The sequence below is a fragment of the Streptomyces sp. NPDC039465 genome, from assembly GCF_055639315.1.
Window position 1 is genome coordinate 18,868 of record NZ_JBVKAP010000002.1, and the last position, 23,385, is coordinate 42,252.

Here is a 23,385-nt window from a genome sequence, read left to right on the forward strand (position 1 = left end):
AGCGTCACCACACGGCCGAGCGGAGCGAGCTGCGCCTGGGCACGTAGGCAACTCGCGCCGCACCCGGGTCGATGACGGCATCGACGCCGCGTCAGTCGGTGAGCTCCCGGACAGCCGCCTCATGGTCGGCTCCGTCGCCCGAAGTCGTTGAGCAGAGCCGCCACCGGCTGGCCCGGCAATCCTGCCAGGTCGGGATGCTGGGTGGCCCAGTTTCTGACTGGGCATGGACGCAGCGATGAGTTTGCCCGGCCCGAAGAGTCTCACCACCGTTACTGCCAACAGATCTCGCTACCGTGATCGCCGACAGAGGAGCAACACGTGACCCAGCTACTGAGAGTGCAGAACTTCAGCGTCTCGAGTGACGGCATCGGTGCCGGCGAGGACCAGAGCCTTGAGAGTCCCTTCGGCCACGCCAATCCCGAGAAGCTGTTCGCCTGGGCGGGCGCCACGGCGAGCTGGCCCATGCGCACCGATCCCGGGGGCAGCCGAGGCCTCGACGACTACTTCACGCGAGACTACGCACGCAACATCGGGGCCGAGATCATGGGCCGCAACAAGTTCGGGCCCCAGCGAGGACCCTGGCACGACCATGAGTGGCGCGGCTGGTGGGGTGACAAGCCCCCGTTCCGCACTCCGGTCTTCGTGATGACCCACTACAAGCGTCCTTCGTTCACACTCTCCGACACCACGTTCCATTTCGTCGACGGCGACCCGGCCACGGTCCTTGAGCAGGCTCGGGAGGCGGCGCAGGGCAAGGACGTCCGGCTCGGTGGTGGGGTGACCACCATCCGGCAGTTCCTCGACGCCGACCTCGTCGACACCATGCATGTGGCAGTCTCGCCGGTGAAGCTCGGGTCCGGACTACGGCTCTGGCAGTCCCCCGATGAGCTGCTCGACCGGTTCCACCTGGAGGTAGTGCCCAGCCCGAGCGGCGTGACGCACCACCTGTTCTGGCGTAAGTGATCGGTCCTCGGGGCAGCCCGGGCCAGCCGAGCCACGATCATGGCGTCAGCTGACGCTGTAGGGGCGCGGAAGCACTGGCATTCACATTGCCCGGAAGCGGAGCGGAGCGCTCCCGGCGGCACCGCCGGGAGCGCGCCACCGCCGCCATCCGACTCTGGCTCCGTGCGTGATCCGCTGGGCGAGGGGGGTTGCCACCCGCCGACTGTTTTTGACAGGGTGAACGGGAGCCGCTCGGGCAACGGGAATGGGAGCCTCGTTGCTCTGTCCGTGAAGGGGATGGACAGCGACGCGAGTCCATGATCGGCAACGAGAATGGGAGCCACCCCTATCGGGTGACATCGGGCTGCGCCAGGGCGGGCGGGAGTGTCCACGGTAATGATGCGGGTGTGAACCGATAGCTTTGGTTGTCCCGGGCCCTCTTGCCCCGTGTCCCTGACAGGCGCGGTTCAGAAGGGCCCGGCTCTGTTATGCGGGGGATCCGCCCGGCAGCAGATTGTCCTTGGACAGCGAAGTCAGTAGTCTGCTGCGCGCTGACCTGCGGCGACAAACTTGATTGGCAAGGGATCGGCTCCAGACCATCTACTGAGCCTTCGAGCGACTCCTAGTCGCCGAGGGCGATCGTCGCCGCGTGCGCATCTAGTTGCACCCACCTGAGCCTGGAGAGCAGTCTGCGGCAGTGCTCGCCATTGCCGACTACTGCTCCGAGCTGAGGCTTGGCTGATAGCGATCCATCGCCGTGGTGAACGCGTCTCTCGCTGCCGCGAAGGAGGAGCCCTCCCTGCCACGCACGCGGTCCATGTCGAGCCACTGAACGCGGGCTTCTGGCCGGCGAGCTGGCGGATCTGACAGGTAGGCATTCATGCGTGGCCAATCCCGTCGTGCCTCGTCCAGGTTCTCGTACCAGGCAACGCCGCGTGCGTTGCAGGGCATGCAGAGCAGTCCGCGAACGCACTTAGCGCATCCGGAGCAACAGGCATGATCGTGGTCGATCTGCCAGTACGAGGGTCCTTCGCTGGCGGCGTCGCCGGGGCTCTCTCCGCAGATTGCACACGCGTCATCCTGTGCGCGGAGGATGGCGTTCACCTGCCAGACTGTCAGTCCGTACTTCTTGGCCTGCCGCTCGGCGGCGGCGCACAAGTAGCAGCGCAATCCAGCGGCGAAGCCCTCCTCCGGATAGACGGGCCCGCTACAGAGGCGGCACTCGTCCTCCTCGTCAGGCCAACCGTCGTCTTCCCGGCCCGGAGCGCGTCGCCTCTTCATGCGCGGAATCTAACCCGACGGACTGACAATCCGAGTCGGGTGCGGCTCCCCCCGAGGGGCTGCTCTGACAGGGCGTGTCACATCTTGAGGTGCTGTCTTCGTCAAGGAGACGAACACCCAACCGTCGTTCTCGCGCAGAAGAAGGAGTTTCTCGTGTTTGCCGCCTACCTCGTGGTCACCCTCCTCACCTCGGCTGTCAACGGTTCGGCCGCCATCGCCAACTTCATCGGCCACGACTACCCCAAGAGCCAGGCGGACAAGTTGCGTGTGCCCCGGTCCTGGATGCGCCCGCTGGGCACACTGCTGGCGTTGGGGGCGCTGGGGCTGCTGGCCGGGTTCGCCGTGCCGGTGCTGGGCATGCTCGCTGCCATCGGTCTCGTGCTGTACTTCCTTGGTGCACTCTGTGCCCACCTGCGGGTTCGTGACCACCAGTTGGGTCCCTGGGCCGTGTTCTTCTGTCTGCCCGTGGCTGCTCTGGCCGTGAATCTGGCCTACCACGGCACCCGGTGACCCGGTGCAGCCCGTCCCTCAGAAGGAGCCCCACCCATCCGAGTCTTAAGACCTGTCGTCCCGCAAGCGCGGGCTGGGGCGCGCACCAGAGGGCATCGGTCACTGCGCCGGCTTCGCCTGGCGTTCGGCCTCGGTGGCCTGGTATCGGTAGGACTCCGTGCCGGTCTGGATCAGCGTGCAGCGGAAAGTGATCCGGTCGGCGATGGCCGCACAGAGCCTCGGGTCGGCGAAGATCTTGTCCCACTCTGCGAACGGTGAGTTGGTGGCCACCGCGGTCGCCTTGCATTCCTCACGCTCGATGAAAATCTGGAACAGCAGCCGGGCACCCTTCTTGTCCAGATTCAGATACCCGAACTCATCCAGGCAGAGAAGATCGACCTTGCTGTAGCGGGCGATCACCGAGGACAGTCGGCGGGCCGCGTCGGCCTCGGCGAGCTCGTTCACCAGCGCGGAGGTGGTGGTGTAGCGGACCGACAGACCGGCCTCGGCGATCGCCGTGCCGACTCCGATCAGGAGATGCGATTTCCGGTGCCGGAGTCACCGATCAGCACCAGCGGGCGGCCCTCACGCACCCAGGAGGTGCTCTTGAGGTCACCGACCGTCTCGGGCAGCACGTGGGGGTTGCGGTCGAAGTCGAAGTCTTCCAGTCGCTTGGGCCGGGGGAACTTCGCCGACCTCACCAGCCGTTGCTGGCGGCGGACATCCCGGTCAGCGCGTTCGACCTGCAGCATGTCGAGCAGGAACTGCTTGTAGGAGGACTGCTCGCGCCGGGCGGTGGCCGCGAGTTCCACGAACCGCTCCCGGAAGGCGGGCAGACGCAGGTCCCGGCATGCCTCATCGATCAGGGCATCTTCCGGGTCGCTCTCGGGCAGCGGCATCCGGGTGGCCGGGATCTGCTCGGAGGCCGGCTTGGCGGTGGCGGTGGGGCTCATGCGCTGGTGCCCTTTCTCTTCCTCGTGGTGTCAGCCACTGGCGTCAGCAGCCGGTCGTACTTACTTATGTCCGGCAGCGCGGGACGTGGATCCGGCGGGAGGCGCCGGGTGTGCAGCGGGATCACCTTCGCCCCGTCACCGTGCGCGTCCTGGGCTGTGGAGTCGTCCTTCCCCTCGCCAGGGGCAGCGTCATCGCTCTGGAAGCCGGTAGGCCCGGCGTCTTCCATACCGCTGTTCTCGATGGCCTTGCGGGCCTCGATTGCGACCAGGTCCGTGCTGACGGAGCCGACCTTGAGGACCGTGGCCATTCCGGCGATGACCGCGGCGGCGGGCAGCTGCCTGTGCAGCAACAGCACCTCGATCAGCATCCGGGTGCCCTCTTTGTCGCCGCACCTCTTCTTCGCAGCCGCCCAGAACGCCTCGTGCACCTTGGTGAAGCCGCCCTCCGCGCGGGCCTGAGCCAAAGCGGCGGCCCCGGCGAACGCGCCCGGCTTGACCAGCAGGATCTCCAGGTAGTGATCCAGGATGTCGTGGTAGGCGTAACGGCGCGTCAGCCGCAGGTGGCGGGCGACCACTTTGCGGCCCTCATAGACCCACACCTCGTTCGCCCGCAGTTTCACCCGCACCTTCGTGCCGATGAACTTGGCGGGCACCGAGTAGTAGCCCTGGCGGACGGTGACCCGCCCGTTGCGGTGGACCAGCGGCATCAGATCGCTGCCGGTGTCGTACTCGTCCGCCGGCAGCGGTGCCAGGGCGGAACGTTCCTGTTCGAAGTCGAAGCCGATCGAGGTGGGACGGCCATGGACGTGCCGGGCATCCTCCGCCGCGTCGATCGCCGCCAGGCGCTCGTTCAGCTCAGCCAGACTCTCCACCTGCGGTGCGGGAACCAGGTGCTTGCGCCGGAACCGCCCACCCTCGTGCTCGACGCCGCCCTTCTCGTGTGCCCCTTCCTCACCAGGCCCGCAGTAAAAGGGCGAGAACGCATACCACGACCGAAACGCCACCCATCGCGTCGTCTCCGCGCGGGAACGGCCGAAGAGCACCTGCTTCACCGCGGGCTTGAGGTTGTCGTAACGGATATGGACGGACGGCACCCCGCCCAGAACCTGGAATGCCTCCAGGGCCCAGCATCTGCCGCCTGTGCGGGAGGCGGTTATAGATGGCGGTCGAACGTGGCTCCTGACGTCATGGACTTCGCGGAGCCTGGGCAGCTGGCTCAGTTGTGTGGTGTGGTGAGGCCGGTGATGGCCGCGGCGATCTGGTCGAGGCGGGTTGGGTTGAGGGAGTAGAGGACGTAGTAGCCGTCGCGTCGGGTGGTGGTCAGTCCCGCTTGGGTCATCTGTTGGAGGTGGCGGGAGATCACGGATTGCGAGAGGCCGAGGAGGGTGGCGAGTTCCTGCGTGCTGCGGCTCTGCGCGGCAAGGCAGGTCGCGATGTGCAGCCGTGGTGCGGCTGCCAGGGCTCGCAGTGCGGAGAGGAGTTCCTCCTGGCTCGCGGGGCGGGGGGCGGAGGCGGGGGCGAGGGACAGTGCCGGGTAGGTGATCCGGAGGGGCCAAGGGGCGTCGCAGGTGACGCGGACGTGGGGCCACACGTAGTGGCTGGCGGTGAAGGTCACCGGGCGGGCCGGGGTGACGGCGATGTCGTGGTCGTGCGGGCGGTCCAGTCGCAGTGTCCGCTGTGCGGGGTCGATGCGGATCTGCGGTACCAGGGTGCGGAGCATCGGGAAGACGCCCTGGTGGGCGATCCGCTGTCCCGCGCCGGCGATCGCCTCGTACAGGGTGGGTTCGACGCGTTGCCATTCCTCGGCGAAGGCGGCACTCCAGTAGTCCTCCAGCACGGTGAGCGCGTCCTCCACGATCGGCCGGGGATCGGTGAGGACGTCATCCAGCCGTGCGGCCCGGCCAGGGTCGGTCTGCCGCAGCTCGGAGAGGGCGGCATCGCGGGTGGTGGTGTCCTCTACCAGGTCGTGACCGTCGTAGCGGGTGGTGTCGACGAGGGTCTGGGCGAGCTCGGCGGCCAGATGCTCGGCCGGCAGCGCGCGCACTGCCGAGAGCTGGTCGCCGAAGTCCGCGTCGTGATCGTCCGCCCGGCGTTCGAAGAAGGCCGGGATGTAGTCGGCCACCACGAAGCCGTGCTCCCGCATCTGCCGGCGCAGCGCCGCGGGGAGCCGGCGGCAGCGCCGTACCCAGGGGACGTGCAGGGCGTGGTGTCCGGGGTCGGTGAGCGCATGCCAGGAATGCACCGCTTCGAGCAAGGGTGAGACGGAGAACGCGAGGTCCTCAGCGGCCGTCTCGGTGAAACGCATCGAGATCACGATTGCATGATTCCACAATCAGTTGATCAGATACGGCCGGGTCGATCAGGCTCTGGGAACAACCCCTGGAGGCCCCATGAACGCCGCCCTCACGCATCCCGGGCCGAAACCCGAAGGCTCCTCATGAGCACCCCCGAAGCGCCGTGGCAAGCCGTGCTCGACGCGGACGGCAGCGCGTACGCCATTCACGAGCACGCCCCCGCGCATACCGTTGCCGAACGTCAGGCCCTGCCCTTCCCCTGGTCACAAGCGGTGAAGACGCTCGCCTTCACGAGCCCCGAGATCCCGCTCCTGCTGGTGGCCCTGCGCGCGGACGACCGCGTCGACTTCGCCCGCCTCGCTACTGCCGTCGGCACCAGCCGTTCGAGTCTGCGCGCCGCCGGTGCCGACCTGCTCAGGCAGGAGGGCCTTGTCCCCGGAGGCATCGCACCGATCAGCCACCGCCCCGGCGTGCCCTGCCTGATCGACACGGCGGTCTCCGAATCCGACCAGCCGGTCTACTGCGGCGCCGGATCCGCCGACCGGACTCTCCAAGCGCACCCCACGGTCCTGACCCGGCTACCCCGGGCCCACGTCACACTTCTGCACCGATAGCCCCGCCCCGAGCCGCACGGCCCAATGGGGCGATCCACCGCACAGCAACTGCGCCGTGCCGAACCGGCACCGCGCACGAACCAAGGAAGCACCCGGCCCATGGTGTCCACCTCGAACCTTCTGGCGTTCGCCGCGATGTCGCTCGTCGTGATCGCCATCCCGGGACCCAGCGTCCTGTTCGTGATCGGCCGGGCCCTGGCCCACGGCCGCCGCACCGCCCTCGCCACCGTCCTGGGCAACCTCCTGGGGTGCTACGCACTCGTGCTTGCCGTGGCCCTGGGCCTGGGCACCGTGGTCCAGGGCTCGGCCACGACCCTCACGGCAGTGAAACTCGCCGGCGCCGCCTACCTGATCTACCTCGGCGTACAGGCTCTCCGCCACCGTGACCGCCTGCGCGCCGACGTGACTCTGACGGCGGACGAGAAACGCAGCGACCTGCGCACGATCCTGGATGGACTCCTCGTCGGCGTCACCAACCCGAAGGGCCTCGTCTTCTTCGCCGCGGTCCTGCCACAGTTCGTGGACCACGACGCCGGCCGCGTCCCACTCCAGATGATGATCCTGGGCCTCGTCCCGGCTGTCATCGGCCTGCTCTGCGACACCCTGTGGGGACTGGGCGCCTCGGCCGCCCGCACCTGGTTCGCTGGCTCGGACCGCCGCCTCTCGCTGGTCGGTGGCGGGGGCGGAATCGCATTGATCGGCGTGGGCATCACCGTCGCCGCCACCCACCACTGACCTCCTCCGGCCACACTGGCGCCGCCGCGCGGGAGTGCTGTCCTCTGTCTGCAGGAGTCCGGGAAGCGCCGCAGCAGCCGAATACGGCTGAGGGGCCTGGTGACAAGGCGCTTAACACCGTGGCGGTCGGCTGCCCAAGACACCGTTGTCGAGTTATCCACCTGCTGACAGACCCCATGCGCCCGAAGGCGCGGGCCGTCCGATGAGGGAGTGGCCGCGGCAATGACTTCCGTTCAGGTGAATTCCCTATGCCGCTCGGTGCGGCAGCGTTTGGACGCCCGGCCCGAGCAAGGACGCACGGCAGATCTCATGCGGTCGGCGAGGGGGCGGCGGTCAGTGCCGCGTGGAGGACCGCGCCCAGTTGCTCGGGCAGCCGCTCCGGTGTGCGGTTCTGGACGTAGATCACGGCGAAGACCGGCCCGGACGCCAGGGCGTGCACCAGGGCCACATCCGGTGCGGCGGTCAACTCCCCACGCGCGACCGCCCGGTCGAGGAGCTGCCCGATCCCCAGCTGCTGGCGCGTGACCATGGTGTCCTCGAAGCGCGCGGCCAGCTCCGGGGAGCCGGCGATGTCGCCCATCAGCCCGGGGATCGCTGCGGCCGCGGCCGGGTTGGTCAGGTGGTCCACGATCTCCTGTACCAGCGCGGTCAGATCCCCGAGCAGTGTGCCGGTGTCGGGCGGGGCCGGCAGGTCGGCGCCGTGCACGGCGGCCGCGAAGACCATCTCCTGCTTGGTGGCGTGGCGCCGGTAGATCGCGGCCTTGCCGATCCGGGCGCGCTCGGCCACCGCGTCCATGGTGAGTCCGGCGTATCCGCTCTCCGCCAGCAGTTCGCGCGTGGCGGTCAGGATCGCCTCGTCCACGCGGGAGTCTCGGGGTCGTGCCATACAACCATGTTACGGTACTAGTCGTTTCGGAACTGTTGGTTTCGTAAGGGGGCGACGCATGACACGCTGGGCTGGATGGATTCTGCAGTCGTTGGGAACGCTGCATCTTGTGGTGCTGGGAGCACAGAACACGCAGTACCTCGGGGACTGGTTGACCGGCGCGCTGTGGAACCTGCCGCGCGAGGAGTTCATACACCCCGCCGGTGCCGCCGGCGCCTTCTGGGCCTCGATCGGGAGTTTCGCGCTCCCGCTGATCCTGCTAGGCGCACTCGTGCTGAGCCTGGCGCGCCGCGAGGTCCACGTACCGCCGGCCATCGGCTGGGTCCTCGCTGCCTGGGGGATCGTGGGAGCGGCCATCATGGAGCCGACGCCGGTGATCCTGGTGCTGGTGCCGGCCGTCCTGCTGATCAGGGCCGGTAAGGACCGGGCTGTGTCCTCCACATAGGTCGTCTGTGTGTGCCGGCGGCGGGGCTCACCCTGGGGAGCTGGCGGACACGTTGACGCACATGTCCTGCGGCTATCTACGTGACCGGGCGGGCGGAGCCGTACAGCTCCCCACCATCCAAGGCCAACACGCGTTGGACCGGGGGCAACCCGGCACTGCGTCGGCAGCACCGTCTCGCCTGACCAATCAGGACCGGCAGGACCGGCCTTGGCCGCTACCCTCCTGAGAGAACAGCCGCCTAGCCGTGGGGAAGCGCGATGGACGACGAGCCGCTGTCGAACTGGGCGGAGCGCCGTGACGCGAAGATCGGCCGACTGCGCGCCGCGCCGGTCACCAGCGGTGAAGGCCCGAGGGGCTCCCATGTGAATCCCGACGCGCCCCGCATCATCGAGCGATGGAACGGCTATGCCTGGGAACCGCACTCCATCGTGCCGAACCTGGCAGAGGCACAGCGCATCCTCTACCCCGACGCTGCAGAAGGCTCCTCCCTCACTCCTGGGCCGGCACCCAACCCTCTCGGCCCGGGAACCGGCAAACACCGCAAGCCCCAAGCTCCGCGACCCGACAAGCACTGACCGTCAAGTCTGCCCCTCGGTCCGGTCCGGCCCAGCCCCGTCCCGTCCGGACGAGTCACCCGGATGGCCGGAGGGACGGTGGGCAGCCGGGTGGGTGTTCCGGGCTTCCGTTATCCGTTAGGTCAAATCCGGCAGGTATCCCCGGCAGGTATCCGTGATCTGTCACCCATCGGAGAGGTATCGCTGTGAGCGAGTTCGACATCTGGGGCTACCACCCGGCTGCAGGCTTCCAGCAGGGGATTGACCTGATCGGCTACAAGGTCGAGGCCACCGACGGTGCCATCGGGAAGATCAGCAAGCATTCCGAGGAGGTCGGCGCCTCTTACATCGTCGTCGACACCGGAGTCTGGATCTTCGGCAAGCACGTCCTGCTGCCGGCCGGGATCATCAAGCGGATCGACATCACCGAGGAGAAGGTCTACGTCGACCGGACGAAGGACCAGATCAAGGACGCTCCGGAGTTCGACGAGGTCAAGCAGACCGGCGAGCCCACGTACCTGGAGCAGTTCGCCCGGTACTACAACCAGCCGCACATGTAGGAGGGCAGCTTCCCGCGGGCCTGTACGTCCTGCCTAGTCCCCGGCCGGGCCCGCGGCGGCACGAGGGGCTGCCCCACGCCACGCTCGCGCGGTTCTCCGGCGGCCCGGTCCGCTCACATCCCCCGGCGTTCGGGGCGCGGTCCCCGCAGCGCGAACAGCCCCGTACCCAGCACGAATGCGGTCAGCGCCACCGCCCACGCCGCCCGCTGCGGGCCGGGCTGCATCGTCCATGCCCAGACAGCCGCGTAGCCGCCGGGGACGGGCGGGGCCGCGAGATAGACGGCGCTCGTGTATACGGTCATCGGCAGCCAGCTCAGGCGGGCGCCGAACAGCGCGGCCGCCGCCGCGGTCACCCCCGTCGCGCCGAGCACGTTGCGTACCATCGCGGGCGCGCCGAACGCGTCGGGGCGGCCGGGGACCGCCAGCGCCAGCAGGGCCGCGGACAGGGCCGTCAGCACCAGCAGATGGGTCAGCCGGCGCGGCCACCAGGACCGCACGGCGGTCCGGTCCAGCTCGTCGCTGTGCGTGTACAGGCTTGTGCCGACGGCGGATGCGGCGAGCAGCGGTACCAGTACGACCACCGGCACGCGCGCGGTGTGGTCGAACTCGGGCCGCTCCTGGAGCCACCGCGCGCTCCAGGCGGCGGCGAGCGCGGCGCCCAGGAGGACGGCGAGGGTGGCGGGCAGGACCCGCGAGCGGGCGTAGAGGACGAAGGCGGTCATGGGACGGGCACCTCCGTGGCCTCGCAGCGGTCGGCGGCGAGATAGCGCGCCAGATACGCGCGCCGTTCGGCAGGCGACTTGGCCTTGAGCCGGGCGAGGTCGGACCGGCTCTGGTCGGTGAGCACCGGCTCGTACGCGGCGGAGGGGGCGAGCCACTGGATGACGGCGGAGTTGACGTCCGAGGCGCGCGCCCAGCCAGGGTGCCCGTAGTCCTCGTCCTCGCAGGACTCGGAGAACAGGTACTGGACCGCGCCGTGGGCGTACGCGCCCGGATCCCTGAGCCGGCCCCTCAGGGAGTCGGAGGCCGGGGTGGGCAGCAGCACTTCCTCCGGACCGGCCGGGCGCGGGCCGTCCACCCACCGGGCGGGGGCGCCGGGAACGCCCCGCAGCGCGTCGTTGAGACCGGCGAGCGCGGCGGAGACCTGAGGGAGCAGACGGCGGTCGACGGCCGTCACGCACACCTGAGGCGTGCCGTCGTCGCAGACCAGGCGGGCGGCCGCCGTGTCCGTACGCCACGGGCCCTGGCCGCCGTTGCCGGTACCGATGAGCACGGCGGCGGCGCAGGCGGCGGCCAGCGGGGGCAGGGCGATGACCCGGCACCGGGCCGCGTACCCGAGGAACGCCGCGAGGCCCAGGCCGCCCGTCCACACGATCGAGGCGGGGGCGAACCACCACACCGCCGTGTCCCAGTTGTAGTGATGGTCCATGGCGGGATCCAGCCACTGCCAGGGCGTGTTCCCGTAGGCGGGGAAGCCGAGGACGACGTAGGTCGCGGCGGCGAGCAGCGGGGCGGTGAGCCGCCATGGGATCACCCGGCCCGCGACGAAGCCGAGCGTACCGAGGGCGGCCAGTGCGATCGCGTCGGCCACGACGAGCAGGAGGTCGGGCCACCCGGCGCTCACGTACGGCCAGGTGGCGAGCAGGCAGCCGGTGGCGGCGAGGAGGTACCCGAGGGCCGGCCAGAGGGCGACGGGCGCGGCGGCGACCAGCGCACGGCGTAGCGGTGGGCGGGCGGTGGACTCCCACAAGTCCCCCGTACCGCGGCGTCGTTCCCGGCCGCCCTGCCAGCATCCGGCGGCGACCGCGAGCGGGCCGCCGAGGAGCAGCCCGGCGGTCCGCAGCAGACTCGTGGCTTCGCCCCAGCGGTTCTGCCAGCCGTCGACGTAGTCCGCCTTGCCGTACATCGCGATCGCGACGGTCAGCGCCAGCGCGGCGCCCGCCCAGGGCCCGACTCCCCGGCGCATTTCGGTGAACAGGGGACGGACCGCACGGGCACGCGCGCGTGCGGGGGCCGGAGCGGGCGCGGCGTTGTCGAGGACGGGGTCGGGGGCGGAGGCGGCGGTCATCGGGCGGCCTCCGCAAGGGACGCCCGGTGGGCGCACAGGGCGGCGGTGTAGCCGCGTTCGATGGCGTTGCCGTCGGAGTCGTCGCCGCTGTCCCGGCCCAGGGCGGTCAGTTCGGCCGTCGTCCCCCGGTAGGCGATCCGGCCGGATTCGATCAGCGTCACCTCCTGGCAGGCCGCCGCCACGTCCTCGACCAGATGGGTGGAGACGATGACGGTCGAGGTGGCGCCCAGGTCGCGCAGGAGCGCTCTGAACTCGACGCGCTGCTCAGGGTCGAGCCCGGCTGTCGGCTCGTCGAGCAGCAGCAGTTCCGGCTCGTTCACGATCGCCTGCGCGATGCCGGCGCGCCGCACCATGCCTCCCGACAGCGTCTTCATCTTCGTGTCGATCCGGTCCGCGAGCCCGACCCGTTCCACCGCGCGTTCCACCGCCGCCGGAACCCGCGCGGCCGGCATCTCCTTCAGCCACGCGACGTACGAGACGAACTCCCGGACCGTGAAGCCGGGATAGTGGCCGAACTCCTGTGGCAGGTAGCCCAGCGCGCGCCGTACCGCCGACCGTTCCCGGTGCGCGCCCACGTCCCGGCCGAGCAGTTCGATCCGCCCGCCGGCCGGTGCGGCGACGGTCGCCAGGACCCGGATCAGGGAGGTCTTGCCCGCGCCGTTGGGGCCGAGCAGACCGTGCACGCCGGTACCGAAGTCCAGGTCGACGGCGTTCAGCGCGACGGTTCTGCGGTGCCGGACGGTCAGTGCGCGCACCGCCACGGTCGTGGTCATCGGGGCTCCATGAGGTCGAAGGAACGGCGCCGCAGGACGAGCAGTCCCGCGCACACCACCGCGCCCGCCGCCCAGGCGCCCTGGGCTGCGGCGCCGGACAGGAGACGTACGAGGTCGGCGGCGAGCGGCAGGGAGTCGGTGTCCGGCCGGCCGACGACCGGGCCGGCCACCGCGAGCAGCCACGCGGTGGAGAGGGTGGTCGCGGCCGCGCGGCACCCGACGAACGAGCCGAGCGCCAGTGTCGCCAGCGTCAGTGCGAGGCCCGGCAGCAGCCAGGCCGCGGCGCCCGGGCCGCCGGACCCGCCGGGCAGGACGGCCCCGGCCGCCGTCAGCAGCGGCACGCTCACCGCGAGCACGGCCGCCGTACGGGTCAGCAGCAGCCGGAGTCCGCCGGCGGGCGTCGACGCCCCGATCTCGTACATCGGGTCCGCGTGACGCCCGTACGACACCGCGACACCGGCGAGCGGCAGAACCGGCGCCACAGCGAGCAGCACTTGGCGCGCGGCGCCGTAACCGGCCCCGTATGCGAGGGCGACGGCCGCCGCGCCGACGAGCACCACGGCCACCACCCAGGCCCCTCGCACCGCGGGCCCCGCCGCCCACAGCGCGCGGGCGGCGAAGTGGGTCCTGCCCGCGCGCGCGAAGTGGGTCACGCCCGGGCGCGCAGACGGGCTGTGGCCGCCGGCGTCCACACCCCCGAGCCGCCCCGTGACGGCTCGGGGCGTCATGGCCGCGGTCAGGAGCGACGCGCGGATCGCGGCCAGCTCCGGCCCCGCGGTGGTCGCGCGGACGGCGGCGGAGACGCGAGCCGCGCAGCCGCCGCAGGACTCGACGTGCTTCTCCAGCGACCAGGCGTCCGTCTCCGGCGCCGAACCGGCGGCGTAGGACGCGGCCTGAGCGTCGGTCACATGCCAGGGCGTGGCGCTGATGTCAGCCCTCATGCCGGAACTCTTGCCAGGCCTCATGCGAGACCTCCCAGCGCGGCCGGGCCGAGTGCGGCGCGCAGTTCGCGGCGGGCCCGCAGGGCGCGGCTTTTCACCGTGCCCTCGGGGATGCCGAGCAGACGCGCGGTCTCACGGGTCGTCAGCCCGTCGACGACCGTCGCTCGCAGCACCTCCCGCAGTTCGGGCGAGATACGGTCGAGCGCGGCGCCCACGTCCCCGTACTCAAGTCCCGCGAGGACCCGGTCCTCGGCGGAGGGCGCCGGGGGCGCCGGCGCGACCGCGGGCATCCGGTCGGTGCGTTCCGCGGCGCGCAAGGCATCGACCAGCCGCCGCGCCGCGATCACCCACAGCCAGCCGCCCGCCTCTCCGCCCCGGTGGGTCCCCGCCGAGCGCCAGACCGTCACGAACGTGTCCTGGAGCACCTCGCGTACGGTCTCGGGGTCGCCGCAGCGGCGGGTCAGGCGGGCGTGCAGCCAGCCGGAGTGCCGGTCGTACAGCGTCGCCAGGGCCTCCGCGTCACCGCGCGCGACCGCGCGCAGCAGCGCCGCGTCGTCGTCAGGATCTCCCCCTGTGGGGCGCAGCAGTCTCACGCCCTCTCTATCGCCCGCACGACGCCGGCTGGTTCACGTTTCCGGGGACGTGTTCCAGATCACCCAGCCGGGAGTACGGGCGCACCGGGGCTGGGTGGAGGGCTGGACAGTCAGGCGGTGGAGGCGGTCAGCGCCGCATGCTCCGCGTTGGCGCGCTCGGTGACCAGGGCGAGGACGCGGCCGGCGGCGGCCAGGTCCTCGGCGGGTATGCCGCCCCAGACGCGGGCGCTGACGGGGGCGATCTCCGCGCCGACGGCGGCGAGCAGCTCGCGCCCCGCATCCGTGGGGCGAAGGTGCGCGCCGTCCGCGACGAGCAGCTGCTTGGCCAGCAGCTCGTCGAGAGAGGCACGGATGTCGGCCGGATCGGCCTTCAGCGAGCCCCGGACCTGGGTGACCAGGTCGTCCGGCGTGCGCGGGGCGTCGGCGGTGACGGCGGCGCGCAGGGCGATCTGCTCCTGGAAGGTCATGCCGTGCCGGGTCAGGACGTGCTCCAGGACGCCGCGGGCGGCGTAGTGGGCCAGGCCGAGGGCGCGGGAGTCGGCGACGGATGCAGTGGTCGTGGATGCGGTGGTGGTCATGGTGTTGTCCCCTTAGTGCTCTCGTCGTTCGGTACGGATGGAGCGAATGGAGCGAGAGGTGCGTCGAGCAGGGTCGTCAGCTCGTCGGTGAACGCGCGCGTCCGCGGGGCGTCGAGGCCGCCGAGCGGCTCCAGCAACTGCTGTAGCAGTTCCTGGACCACCGCGATGGCCTGCCGCGTGACGGTCTGGCCCTGCTCGGTGAGGGCGAGCTGTACGGCGCGCGGGTCGCGGGGATCGCGGGTGCGCTCGATCAGGCCGGCCGACTCCAGGGCGCGCGCCAGCTTCGAGACGTACAGCGCCTCCAGGCCGGTGCGGTCGGCGAGTCGGCGCTGACTGGGGCGCTCGCCGGCGCGCTGCATGCCGTGCAGCGACGCGACCAGTACGTACTGCGCGTGGGTGAGGCCCAGCGGAGCCACCGCGCGATCGACCGCGACGCGCCACTTGTTGGCGAGCCGCCACACCAGGAAGCCGGGCGTGGGGCCCGGTGAACCCTTGCTCATGCCAAATAGAGTACATGGCTACTATGTCCATGGCTACTATTTTCGGATGGGCTGACGGCGCGTCCCCAACGGGCGGGCCCGGACCACGGACCGCGCTCGTGCACGGCGACACCCGCCTCACGTAAGCGGCCCTGAACCGGCGCGTGGACCGCATGGCCGCCGGATTCCGGCTGCGCGGCCTGCGGGCAACGGGTGGTTGTGCCGGAGCGCCCAGGGCCTATTCCGGCCGCGTCCCGAGCCGCTCCGCCAGGAAGGCGATGATCTCGTCCCGTGCCTGCATGGTGGGGTGGCCGGCCTCGTCGACGAGGTGGGCCGTGACGACGCTGTGGGCGCAGCCGACGACATCGCGGAAGAAGGGCGGAGGGTTCGTGTTCGCCGTCTCGGGTTGGAGTACGCGGCCGTCGAATGCGTCCCCGAGCAGCGCCCGGTAAGCCGCGAACCGCTGGCCGGTGCACCATCTGTCGTTGTCGAAGCGGTAGGCGAGAACCTTCAATCCGTCTCGCGTTACGCGTTCAGCCACCGCAGCGGCGTCCTCGTCGCTGAGTTCCAGACCGCCGGGGTCATCCAGGGGCAGCGACGGGTGGTTGACCACTGGCGCGATGACAGCGGGTTCGAGCGCCATGGTCAAGGCGAAGTTGCCGGTGAAACAGAGGCCTACGGCACCGACGCCGGGCCCGCCGCGCTCGGCGTGCGCCAGGCGGGCGAGGCCGCGCAGCCATGTGACGACGGGGCTTGTGCCGCCACCGGCGAAGGCTCGGAACTCGGCGCTGACGCACGCGCGTCGAACGACGGTCTCGCGCGCCTCGGCGAGCGGATAGGCACCGTCGACGCCGAAGAGCGAGGGCAGGTACACGGAGAAGCCGGCATCGCGCACCCAACGCGCGAACCGCGCGACGTCGGGGCTGATGCCCGGCATCTCGGGCATGAGGATGACGGCCGGTCCCGCCCCGGCCACGTACACGGTTTTGTCGACGTCATCGACGCTGACGGTTCTCCGTGAGAAGTCGTCCAAGGGGTCGCTCTGACCTCGCATGATTGTCATGACCGAGATGATGACGAGCGCGCCGCACTCCTGAGAAGCGGCGGCATCGCCACATATCCCGGTAATATCGCCACCCGTTCGAAGCGCGGGAGGGGTCGCATGAGTCCGCTGCGAGTGGGAGTGCTGGCTTACCCTGGCTGCTTCGCGTCGGAGGTGTACGGAGTCCCCGACCTCCTGGCCATGGCCACTCACGTCGCCGCGGCGCACGGGTCGGCCGAGCCGGCCTACGAGTCGAAGGTCGTCTCGCCCCGGCGGCGTGTGCTCGCGTCCGGTGGTTCGGCTCTCGACGTCTCGGCGGTTCGGCCCGTGGATGTCCTGATCGTGCCGGGCTTCGAGCTGTCGCCCACGCTCGATCTCGACGCGACGCTCGCCGAGCTGGGACCGGAAGTGGCGTCGATCCGATCGCAGGCGGCGTCGGGGACCGCTGTCGTATCGATCTGCGTGGGCGCCTTCCTGGTCGCTGAAGCCGGGCTGCTCGGCGGGCGCGAAGCGACCACGTCGTGGCTGTTCGCGGATCGGTTCGCCCGCCGGTACGCCGACGTGCGCCTCCGCCCGGAGAAGCTGGTCGTGACCGACCGGGGGGTGACGACCACGGCGGCCTTCAGCGCCATGTACGACTTCGCGCTGCGGTTCATCCGTGAGCACGACGGCCCCCGTGTCGCCCGGAGCACGGCGCGTATCGCGCTTGTCGACGACGCACGTTCCACGCAGGCTCCGTACGTCGACTCGGGGCTCATCCCCACTGTGGGCAGGGAGTTCTCCCTCAGCGTCAAGCGGTGGCTCGACCAGCACCTCAGTGCTCGCTATGACCTGCCCAGCCTCGCCCAGGAGTTCCACGTCAGCACGAGGACCCTGCTCCGTCGCTTCGGCGACGAAGCCGGCGAGACGCCACTCGCGTACCTGCAGACCGTACGGGTACGTCGCGCCAGGCACCTGCTGGAGACAACGGACATGACGATCGCCGGCATTGCCGCCGACGTCGGGTACCGCGACCCCGGGGCGTTCAGCGGCATCTTCGCGAGACATACGGGCCAGCGGCCGAGGGAGTACCGCGCGATGTTCCACCGCCGCGGCGGCCACCACGGCGTGAGCCGAGGATGAGCTTTGCCGCGGCCGTCTCGTCGTCGACCCTGGCTCCGCCCTCTTCGAAACCGCCCTCGACGGCGGTGCCGGGCCGTACAGTCCCCCGCCCGGCACCGCCGGCGCGCCATCGCCCCGGCTGTACTACGGGGCCGTGAGCGCGGCGAGTTCGCCGAGGACCTGGGCCGCCGGTGCCGGGTCGACCAGCCACTTCAGGTGGCTGCCCTCGAGAGTGCGGACATCGTAGGGGTTGTCCGGCGTCAGCTCGTTGCCCTCGCGGATCAGCCGGTCCTGCATGGCGAGCGGCATGCTCGTGTCGTCGGCCAGGCGGATGAAGGTCTTCGGGATGCGGCCCCACGTGGCTGCCTGCGCCCGGTCGGTGGAGGTGCCGAAGTCCAGGTTCTCGTCAGGCTGGAAGGTGTTGAGGAAGGTCAGGAACTCCTCGTCGGTGCCGTCGGCGAGGAAGGCCGCCTTCAGCGCCGCGAGCACGTCCGGATCCGCGGTGCGGAAGTTGACGCGGAGCAGGCCGAGTTCGGCGGGGTTGCCGGTCATCGCCGAGGCCAGGGAAGCGGCGTCGACCGAGGCCATCTCCGGCTCGGCGTAGTAGGCGCCGGCTTCGAGAGCCACCGGGCACCAGGCCGAGACGTAGACGATGCGGTCGATCAGGTCAGGGCGCGCGTTGGCCACGGCCGTGACCGTGACGCCGGCGCGGCTGTGGGCGACAAGGATCACGGGCCCATTCCGCTTGGCCCGTTCCAGGATCCCTATCAGGTGCGCGGCGTTGTCGGCGAGCGTGACCCCCTTGATCGAGCCGGGCGTCGTGGCGAACTCTTCGAGGTCCTGCGGCGCCTGATAGGCGCGGGTGTAGGTCGCCCCGAATCCGTGGCCGGGCAGGTCGACGGCGACCGAACGGTGCCCGAGGAGGCCGAGTTCGGCCTGGAGCGGTGCGAAGGAGAAGGAATTCGCGAAGGCTCCGTGAACCAGTACGAACGTCGGTTGCATCAGTTTCTACTCACCTTTTCGTCGAAGCTTGATCGTTGCCACCGTAGTTGATCATTGATCACCAGCGGGTGCGCGCTCCGGCGCCCGGCCTGCCGACGCAACGACGCCGGCGCGGCAAAAAAAGCAACAGCACTTATATAAGCGCTGTTACGATGCGCCCATGGCCGACCCTCATGCACTCGACCCGACGCAGCAGAGCCTCTGGCGGCCCTTGCGTCTCCTCCAGGCGTCGATGGACGCCGACATCGCCCGGATCTACTCCGAAGAACAGATCGAGGGGCTCAAACCGAGCTTCGTCATGGAGCTGCTCCGGCTCCACGCCCGCGGACCGATGACCATCACCGAACTGGCCGAGTCGGTCCACCGCACCCATTCGGCACTCAGCCAGAAGGTCACCGCGATGCGCGCGGCCGGCTGGGTGGAGACCATCCCGGGCGACGACGCGCGCAGCAAGAAGGTGACGCTCACCGACAAGGCCCGCCGCGTCGTCGGCCGCCTGGCGGCGGAGTGGCGCGCCACCGAGGCTGCCCTCGCCGACCTTGAGGCTGAGATCCCCTACCCGCTCTCCCGGGTCGTCACCGACATCGAGCAGGCCCTTGAGCGCAAGAGTTTCCACGAGCGGATCGCCGAGAAGCTGGCGGAGGACCCCACATGGGGCTGAGGCGCACACTGCTCGACGTCACTCCGCTGCGGTCGTCACCAGCGTTCCGGCGGTTGTGGCTCGGCCAGACGCTGTCTGGATTCGGCAGCCAGATGACACTCGTCGCCGTGATGTTCCAGGTGTGGCAGATGACGAAGAGCACCACCTGGACGGGCGCCGTCGGGCTGGCACAGGCGATTCCACTCGTCGCGCTCGGACTCTTCGCCGGGTCGCTCGTCGACCGGGTGGACCGCCGGAGGTTCTATCTGCTCACGACCGGCGGGCAAGCCGTCTGTTCGCTCCTCCTCGCGCTGCAGGGATTCCTCGGGCACCTTCCGGTCGGCGGTGTGCTGGGGCTGGTCGCAGCCCAGTCCTGCTTCGTCGCGGGCAGCGGCCCGGCTTCGCGCACCTTCATTCCGCACCTGCTGCCGAAGCACCAACTGGCAGCGGGACTGGCGCTGAGCCGAATCGCCTTCCAGGGCGCCATGCTGATCGGTCCCGCGCTGGGCGGACTGATCGTGGGCGCACTGGGAGTCGGCGGTTGCTACCTGATCGACGCCCTCACCTTCGTCGCCGCGCTCTACGGTGCGTTCAGCTTGCCGCGCATGAGCCCCGGAGAGGAGCCCGCACGGCCTGGCCTGGGCGGAGTGCTGGACGGTCTGGCTTTCTTGGGCCGCACTCCCATCATCCGCGCAGCCCTGCTCACGGACCTGGCCACCACCGTGCTGTCGATGCCCATCAGCCTGTTTCCCTTGATCAACGCCGAACGATTCGGCGGCGACCCGCGGACTCTCGGACTGTTCCTCACCGCCATGGCCGTCGGCGGCGTCGCGGCGTCCCTCTTCTCCGGGACCTTCACCCGGCTGCCCCGCCCCGGCCTGGTCATGCTGGGCGGATCCGCCACCTGGGGTGTGGCGTTGACGCTGTTCGGCATGTCATCCGACCCATGGGTCGGTTTGGCCTTCCTCGTCATAGCCGGGGCGGCCGACACCGTCTCCGTCGTATCCCGGAGCACCGTCGTCCAGTTGCACACCCCCCAGGAGCTACTTGGCCGCATCGGCGCTGCTGAACAGATCGTCGGGCAAGCCGGGCCCGACATCGGCAACATGCGCGGCGGCCTCGTCGCAGACGCCACCTCGGGAGCGACAGCCCTCGTCACCGGTGGCCTGCTATGCCTCGGCGCCGTCGCCCTGGTGGGCGCCACCACGGCTGACCTGCGCCGTTCTGCGGGCGCAGAACCGTCCTGCTTGAACAGCAAAGCGTAATCACCCCGGTTGGCCGTGAGACCGGTACGAGACATGGTCGTCCGGCCCGCCCTTGGAGGGCTGTCCTGCCTGGATGCTCAGAAGGGCTTGGTGGGCAGGTACTTGCCGTCGAGGGTGATGACCGCGCGCTCGCCGCCCTCAGGATCGGCGATCTTCTTCACGTCCAGTGTGAAGTTGATCGCCGAGATGATGCCGTCCCCGAACTGCTCGTGAACCAGCGCCTTGAGGGTGGTGCCGTAGACCTGGAACATCTCGTAGAAGCGGTAGATCGTCGGGTCGGTCGGGATACCGCCCCCGATGGAGCCGCGGGTCGGGATCGTCTGGAAGAGCATCGCCGCGTCCTCGTCCAGTTCCAGCAGCTCGGCGACCGCCTTGGCGGACGTCTCCGGCAGGGCGTGCTGGCCGAGTACGGCGGCGGTGACGTACGCGACCGAAAGGCCCGCGGCGTCGGCGATCCGCTGCCAGGAAAGGTCCTTGCGGGTCTTGGCCTCGACCGCGGCGATCGCGAGCTGCTGTCGGGCACCGTTGTCGAACTGGGCGTGCACCATGAGGGGCTTCCTTTCAGGGGGCCCGTCCACCGAAGCGGGGGCGGCGGGTTCGTGGGCGTCCGGGGCGGGGTTGCCCTGGACGAGATCAAAGGGGTTCAGGCTGCGCGGGCCGGGCGGGCGCCGGTGGCGAGTTCTTCGACGGTGCCGGTGGGGATGTCGAAGACCCAGCCGTGCAGCCGCACGCTGCCGTCGGCGAGGCCACGGGCTACGGCGGGGTGCGTGGTCAGGTTCGCCAGCTGCGCGGCGACGTTCTGCCGCACCAAGGCCGCGACCGCGTCCTCGCCCGCTGCCGGGGCCGGCGTACGGGCCCGGGAGGCATCGGCGTGGCGGAGCCAGTCGGCAACGGCCGGTGCGTCGGTCAGGTCGTGGCCTTCGGCCAGGGCGGTCATGGCGCCGCAGGCCGAATGCCCGCAGACGATGATGTCCGTAACGCCCAGGACGGCAACCGCGTACTCGACGCCGGCGGCCACCCCGTCCGGGCCCGGGGCGTACGCGGGAACGAGGTTGCCGGCGGTGCGGATGACGAACAGCTCGCCGGGCTCGGTCTGGGTGATCAGCTCGGGCACGACGCGCGCGTCCGAGCAGCTGATGAACAGCGTGCCGGGCTCGTGGCTGGTGGCCAGGTGGGCGAAGAGCCCGGCCTTGGCGGGGAAGACCTCCCGCTGGAAGCGGTCGATTCCGTGGGCACGCGACACCTTCGGCTCCCCCGCCGTCTGAGGCCGCAGGCCCACCTACGGGCTGCCGGTTCAGCGCCTCCGGCCGTCGCTTAGCTCCAGCCGCTCCCCCGGGAACCGCTCGCGGAAGCCCCGATCGTGCGAGACCACGACCACCGCACCCGGGTACGCCGCCAGCGCCGCCTCCAGGTCCTCGACCAGGTCGAGCGCGACGTGGTTCGTCGGTTCGTCGAGTACGAGAAGGTCCGCCGGACGGGTCACCAGGTTCGCGATCTGCAGCCGCCGCTGCTGGCCCGCGGACAGCGCCAGGACCGGGACATGCAGGTCCTCCTCGTGGAACAGGCCCAGCGCCAGCAGCTGTTCCACGTGCTCCTCCGGCAGCCCAGGCCGCCCAGCCGCGAAGGCAGCGAGCAGCGGGAGCCGCGTGGAGCGTGGCGGCAGCTCCTGCGCCAGGTAGCCGATCCGGGCAGGGCGGCGTACCTCACCCTCATCCGGCTCCAGGTCGCCCGCCAGGACACGCAGCAGTGTCGTCTTGCCTGCCCCGTTCTCCCCTGTGACCAGCAGTCGCTGCCCGGGCGCGATCGTCAACAGCCCGTCCAGACACAGCCGTTCGCCGACCGTGACGCCGTCGAGCTCGGCGAGCGGGCGGTCGACCGGATGCTCGCCGCCTGCCTCCGGCGGCGCTGCCGTGAACCGCAGCGGTGTAGGTGGCGCCGCCACCGGGTTGCGCCGCAGCTGGGCCAGCCGCTCCCGGACGGCCCTCACCTGCCCGCCGAGCTTCGCCTCGTGTGAGCGGCGGTGCTTGCCGAAGCCCTGGCGCGGGTCCCTGCCTGTGGTGGCCAGTCGCTTCCCAGCGGCCTCGAGCAGTTCCTCGGTACGAGCCACCGCCTCAAGCCAGTCCGCGTGTTCCTGCTCCGCGCGGCGTCGGGCGGCGGCCTTCGCGGCGCGGTAGCCGGCCCAGCCGTCTCCGTACCGGTGCACCGTACGCGCGTCCCGGTCGACCTCGAGGATCGTGGTGGCGATGCGCTCCAGGAAGCCGCGGTCGTGGGTGACCGCGACGACGGTGCCGCGGTGTGCGCGCAGGTGCTCCTCGAGCCAGCGCACGGCCGCCGCGTCGAGGTGGTTCGTCGGCTCGTCGAGGAGCAGGAGCTCGGGGGCGGCGGCCAGGACGCAGGCGAGCGCGAGCCGCGACTGCTCGCCGCCGGAGAGCGAGCCGAGCACCCGGTCGCGGGTGATCCCGGCGAGCCCGAGGCCGTACATTGCGGCGTCGACGCGGGCGTCCGCCTCGTATCCGCCGCGCTCCTCGTACGCGGTCAGCAGGTCGCCGTACGCGGCGAGTTCGTCCTGCGACGCCTCGCCGAGATGCTCCTCCGCCGCGCGCAGTCGGCGCTCCATGTCGCGCAGCTCGGTGAAGGCGAGGTCGACGGCGTCCTGCACGGTGCGGTCCGGGTCGAGTTCGAGGGTCTGGGCGAGGTGGCCGGTGCCGCCGGGGAAACTGACGGTGATCTCCCCGGCATCCGGCGTCTCGACCGCGGCGAGCAGCCGCAGCAGAGTGGACTTGCCGGAGCCGTTCTCGCCGATGACGGCGGCCTTCTCGCCCGGGCGGACGGTGAAGGAGACCTGGTCGAGGACGGTGCGGGTGCCGTAAGACTTGCTGATGTCCTTGACGGACAGCTGGGCGACGGCAGCGGGCACAGCGGTATGGGCGCGTTCGCGCATGTGACTTTCCCTGGGATGCGAAGTGTCTACGGGCAGCAGAAACGGCGGCGTGGGCCGTGCCCGGACTCAGAGAAAGTAGAAGAAATGCATGCCCCAACTATAGCAAGACGATTCGTCTCGTCTCTACTCCTGCGCCTCGCGACTTCGTGATCCGCGTCATCCGCTTGAGCGGCCCCGGGCCCCGGTTACCCCGGCACGGCGAGTGCCGC

The 23,385-nt window shown here is 70.4% G+C and carries 26 protein-coding genes and 1 pseudogene; 10 read left to right on the plus strand and 17 right to left on the minus strand.

The genetic code is table 11. The features are described from left to right. Positions 1-318: 318 nt before the first annotated feature. The gene (locus ACZ7LT_RS06250) at positions 319-963 is read left to right on the plus strand and encodes a dihydrofolate reductase family protein (RefSeq protein ID WP_471234819.1); all 645 of its coding nucleotides are present in this window, start codon (positions 319-321) and stop codon (positions 961-963) included. Positions 964-1,656: 693 nt separating this feature from the next. On the opposite strand, the gene ACZ7LT_RS06255 is transcribed toward ACZ7LT_RS06250, so the two are convergent. Beyond that, positions 1,657-2,223 carry an endonuclease domain-containing protein gene (locus ACZ7LT_RS06255; protein ID WP_471234820.1) on the minus strand — a complete coding sequence of 189 codons (567 nt, stop codon included), beginning with the start codon at positions 2,221-2,223 and terminating at the stop codon, positions 1,657-1,659. A 153-nt stretch (positions 2,224-2,376) separates the two neighbouring features. Between ACZ7LT_RS06255 and ACZ7LT_RS06260 the strand changes: the two genes are divergently transcribed. Next, positions 2,377-2,733 (plus strand): DoxX family protein, encoded by a 357-nt coding sequence (locus ACZ7LT_RS06260; protein ID WP_471234821.1) that lies wholly within the window; start codon positions 2,377-2,379, stop codon positions 2,731-2,733. Positions 2,734-2,832: 99 nt separating this feature from the next. Here the strand turns inward: ACZ7LT_RS06260 and istB are convergent. The 3 genes and pseudogenes from istB to ACZ7LT_RS06275 form a co-directional block, all read right to left on the minus strand. After that, positions 2,833-3,611, minus strand: a pseudogene (gene istB, locus ACZ7LT_RS06265) (IS21-like element helper ATPase IstB). Between the two features lie 50 nt (positions 3,612-3,661). Beyond that, the gene (locus tag ACZ7LT_RS06270) at positions 3,662-4,717 is read right to left on the minus strand and encodes a Mu transposase domain-containing protein (RefSeq protein WP_471234822.1); all 1,056 of its coding nucleotides are present in this window, start codon (positions 4,715-4,717) and stop codon (positions 3,662-3,664) included. A gap of 164 nt (positions 4,718-4,881) precedes the next feature. Further along, complete coding sequence (locus ACZ7LT_RS06275; RefSeq protein WP_471235591.1) at positions 4,882-5,970, minus strand: ArsR/SmtB family transcription factor; 1,089 nt, start codon at positions 5,968-5,970, stop codon at positions 4,882-4,884. A gap of 132 nt (positions 5,971-6,102) precedes the next feature. Between ACZ7LT_RS06275 and ACZ7LT_RS06280 the strand changes: the two genes are divergently transcribed. Next, a complete protein-coding gene (locus ACZ7LT_RS06280) occupies positions 6,103-6,573 on the plus strand; it encodes a YbaK/EbsC family protein (RefSeq protein ID WP_471234823.1) in 471 nt (156 codons plus the stop codon). 99 nt (positions 6,574-6,672) lie between these two features. Beyond that, complete coding sequence (locus ACZ7LT_RS06285; RefSeq protein ID WP_471234824.1) at positions 6,673-7,308, plus strand: LysE family translocator; 636 nt, start codon at positions 6,673-6,675, stop codon at positions 7,306-7,308. Between the two features lie 307 nt (positions 7,309-7,615). On the opposite strand, the gene ACZ7LT_RS06290 is transcribed toward ACZ7LT_RS06285, so the two are convergent. Then, the gene (locus ACZ7LT_RS06290) at positions 7,616-8,194 is read right to left on the minus strand and encodes a TetR/AcrR family transcriptional regulator (protein WP_471234825.1); all 579 of its coding nucleotides are present in this window, start codon (positions 8,192-8,194) and stop codon (positions 7,616-7,618) included. Between the two features lie 112 nt (positions 8,195-8,306). On the opposite strand from ACZ7LT_RS06290, the gene ACZ7LT_RS06295 reads away from it, so the two are divergent. From ACZ7LT_RS06295 to ACZ7LT_RS06305, 3 genes are all read left to right on the plus strand, one after another. Continuing rightward, a complete protein-coding gene (locus tag ACZ7LT_RS06295; RefSeq protein ID WP_471234826.1) occupies positions 8,307-8,639 on the plus strand; it encodes a DUF6463 family protein in 333 nt (110 codons plus the stop codon). Positions 8,640-8,896: 257 nt separating this feature from the next. Continuing rightward, entirely contained in the window at positions 8,897-9,214 is a 318-nt protein-coding gene (locus ACZ7LT_RS06300) for a DUF6087 family protein (RefSeq protein WP_471234827.1), read from the plus strand. 185 nt (positions 9,215-9,399) lie between these two features. Then, entirely contained in the window at positions 9,400-9,753 is a 354-nt protein-coding gene (locus ACZ7LT_RS06305; protein ID WP_471234828.1) for a PRC-barrel domain-containing protein, read from the plus strand. A 113-nt stretch (positions 9,754-9,866) separates the two neighbouring features. On the opposite strand, the gene ACZ7LT_RS06310 is transcribed toward ACZ7LT_RS06305, so the two are convergent. From ACZ7LT_RS06310 to ACZ7LT_RS06345, 8 genes are all read right to left on the minus strand, one after another. Beyond that, a complete protein-coding gene (locus ACZ7LT_RS06310) occupies positions 9,867-10,475 on the minus strand; it encodes a hypothetical protein (protein WP_471234829.1) in 609 nt (202 codons plus the stop codon). Beyond that, a complete protein-coding gene (locus ACZ7LT_RS06315) occupies positions 10,472-11,821 on the minus strand; it encodes a hypothetical protein (RefSeq protein ID WP_471234830.1) in 1,350 nt (449 codons plus the stop codon). The genes ACZ7LT_RS06310 and ACZ7LT_RS06315 overlap by 4 nt, the downstream gene beginning before the upstream one ends. Beyond that, entirely contained in the window at positions 11,818-12,594 is a 777-nt protein-coding gene (locus tag ACZ7LT_RS06320) for an ABC transporter ATP-binding protein (RefSeq protein WP_471234831.1), read from the minus strand. Before ACZ7LT_RS06320 ends, ACZ7LT_RS06315 begins: the two co-directional genes overlap by 4 nt. Further along, positions 12,591-13,535 carry a zf-HC2 domain-containing protein gene (locus ACZ7LT_RS06325; RefSeq protein WP_471234832.1) on the minus strand — a complete coding sequence of 315 codons (945 nt, stop codon included), beginning with the start codon at positions 13,533-13,535 and terminating at the stop codon, positions 12,591-12,593. Before ACZ7LT_RS06325 ends, ACZ7LT_RS06320 begins: the two co-directional genes overlap by 4 nt. Before the next feature lie 20 nt (positions 13,536-13,555). Next, positions 13,556-14,128 carry an RNA polymerase sigma factor gene (locus tag ACZ7LT_RS06330; protein ID WP_471234833.1) on the minus strand — a complete coding sequence of 191 codons (573 nt, stop codon included), beginning with the start codon at positions 14,126-14,128 and terminating at the stop codon, positions 13,556-13,558. Between the two features lie 110 nt (positions 14,129-14,238). Next, on the minus strand, positions 14,239-14,706 hold the full coding sequence (locus ACZ7LT_RS06335; RefSeq protein WP_471234834.1) for a MarR family transcriptional regulator: 468 nt from the start codon (positions 14,704-14,706) through the stop codon (positions 14,239-14,241). After that, on the minus strand, positions 14,703-15,206 hold the full coding sequence (locus ACZ7LT_RS06340) for a MarR family winged helix-turn-helix transcriptional regulator (RefSeq protein ID WP_471234835.1): 504 nt from the start codon (positions 15,204-15,206) through the stop codon (positions 14,703-14,705). Before ACZ7LT_RS06340 ends, ACZ7LT_RS06335 begins: the two co-directional genes overlap by 4 nt. Positions 15,207-15,423: 217 nt before the next feature. After that, on the minus strand, positions 15,424-16,248 hold the full coding sequence (locus tag ACZ7LT_RS06345; RefSeq protein WP_471234836.1) for a dienelactone hydrolase family protein: 825 nt from the start codon (positions 16,246-16,248) through the stop codon (positions 15,424-15,426). A gap of 180 nt (positions 16,249-16,428) precedes the next feature. Between ACZ7LT_RS06345 and ACZ7LT_RS06350 the strand changes: the two genes are divergently transcribed. Beyond that, entirely contained in the window at positions 16,429-17,349 is a 921-nt protein-coding gene (locus ACZ7LT_RS06350; RefSeq protein ID WP_471234837.1) for a GlxA family transcriptional regulator, read from the plus strand. 123 nt (positions 17,350-17,472) lie between these two features. Here the strand turns inward: ACZ7LT_RS06350 and ACZ7LT_RS06355 are convergent, their stop codons facing one another. Further along, positions 17,473-18,330, minus strand: coding sequence for an alpha/beta fold hydrolase (locus tag ACZ7LT_RS06355; protein WP_471234838.1), 858 nt, complete (start codon positions 18,328-18,330; stop codon positions 17,473-17,475). Between the two features lie 160 nt (positions 18,331-18,490). Here ACZ7LT_RS06355 and ACZ7LT_RS06360 point away from each other — a divergent pair, with 160 nt between their 5' ends. Both ACZ7LT_RS06360 and ACZ7LT_RS06365 read left to right on the plus strand, forming a co-directional pair. After that, positions 18,491-18,991 carry a MarR family winged helix-turn-helix transcriptional regulator gene (locus tag ACZ7LT_RS06360; RefSeq protein ID WP_471234839.1) on the plus strand — a complete coding sequence of 167 codons (501 nt, stop codon included), beginning with the start codon at positions 18,491-18,493 and terminating at the stop codon, positions 18,989-18,991. Continuing rightward, entirely contained in the window at positions 18,982-20,235 is a 1,254-nt protein-coding gene (locus tag ACZ7LT_RS06365) for an MFS transporter (protein WP_471234840.1), read from the plus strand. Before ACZ7LT_RS06360 ends, ACZ7LT_RS06365 begins: the two co-directional genes overlap by 10 nt. A gap of 77 nt (positions 20,236-20,312) precedes the next feature. On the opposite strand, the gene cynS is transcribed toward ACZ7LT_RS06365, so the two are convergent. From cynS to abc-f, 3 genes are all read right to left on the minus strand, one after another. Beyond that, positions 20,313-20,783, minus strand: coding sequence for a cyanase (cynS, locus tag ACZ7LT_RS06370; protein ID WP_471234841.1), 471 nt, complete (start codon positions 20,781-20,783; stop codon positions 20,313-20,315). A 95-nt stretch (positions 20,784-20,878) separates the two neighbouring features. Beyond that, positions 20,879-21,478, minus strand: coding sequence for a carbonic anhydrase (locus tag ACZ7LT_RS06375; protein ID WP_471234842.1), 600 nt, complete (start codon positions 21,476-21,478; stop codon positions 20,879-20,881). A gap of 51 nt (positions 21,479-21,529) precedes the next feature. Continuing rightward, entirely contained in the window at positions 21,530-23,176 is a 1,647-nt protein-coding gene (gene abc-f / locus ACZ7LT_RS06380; protein ID WP_471234843.1) for a ribosomal protection-like ABC-F family protein, read from the minus strand. Between the last annotated feature and the right edge of the window lie 209 nt (positions 23,177-23,385).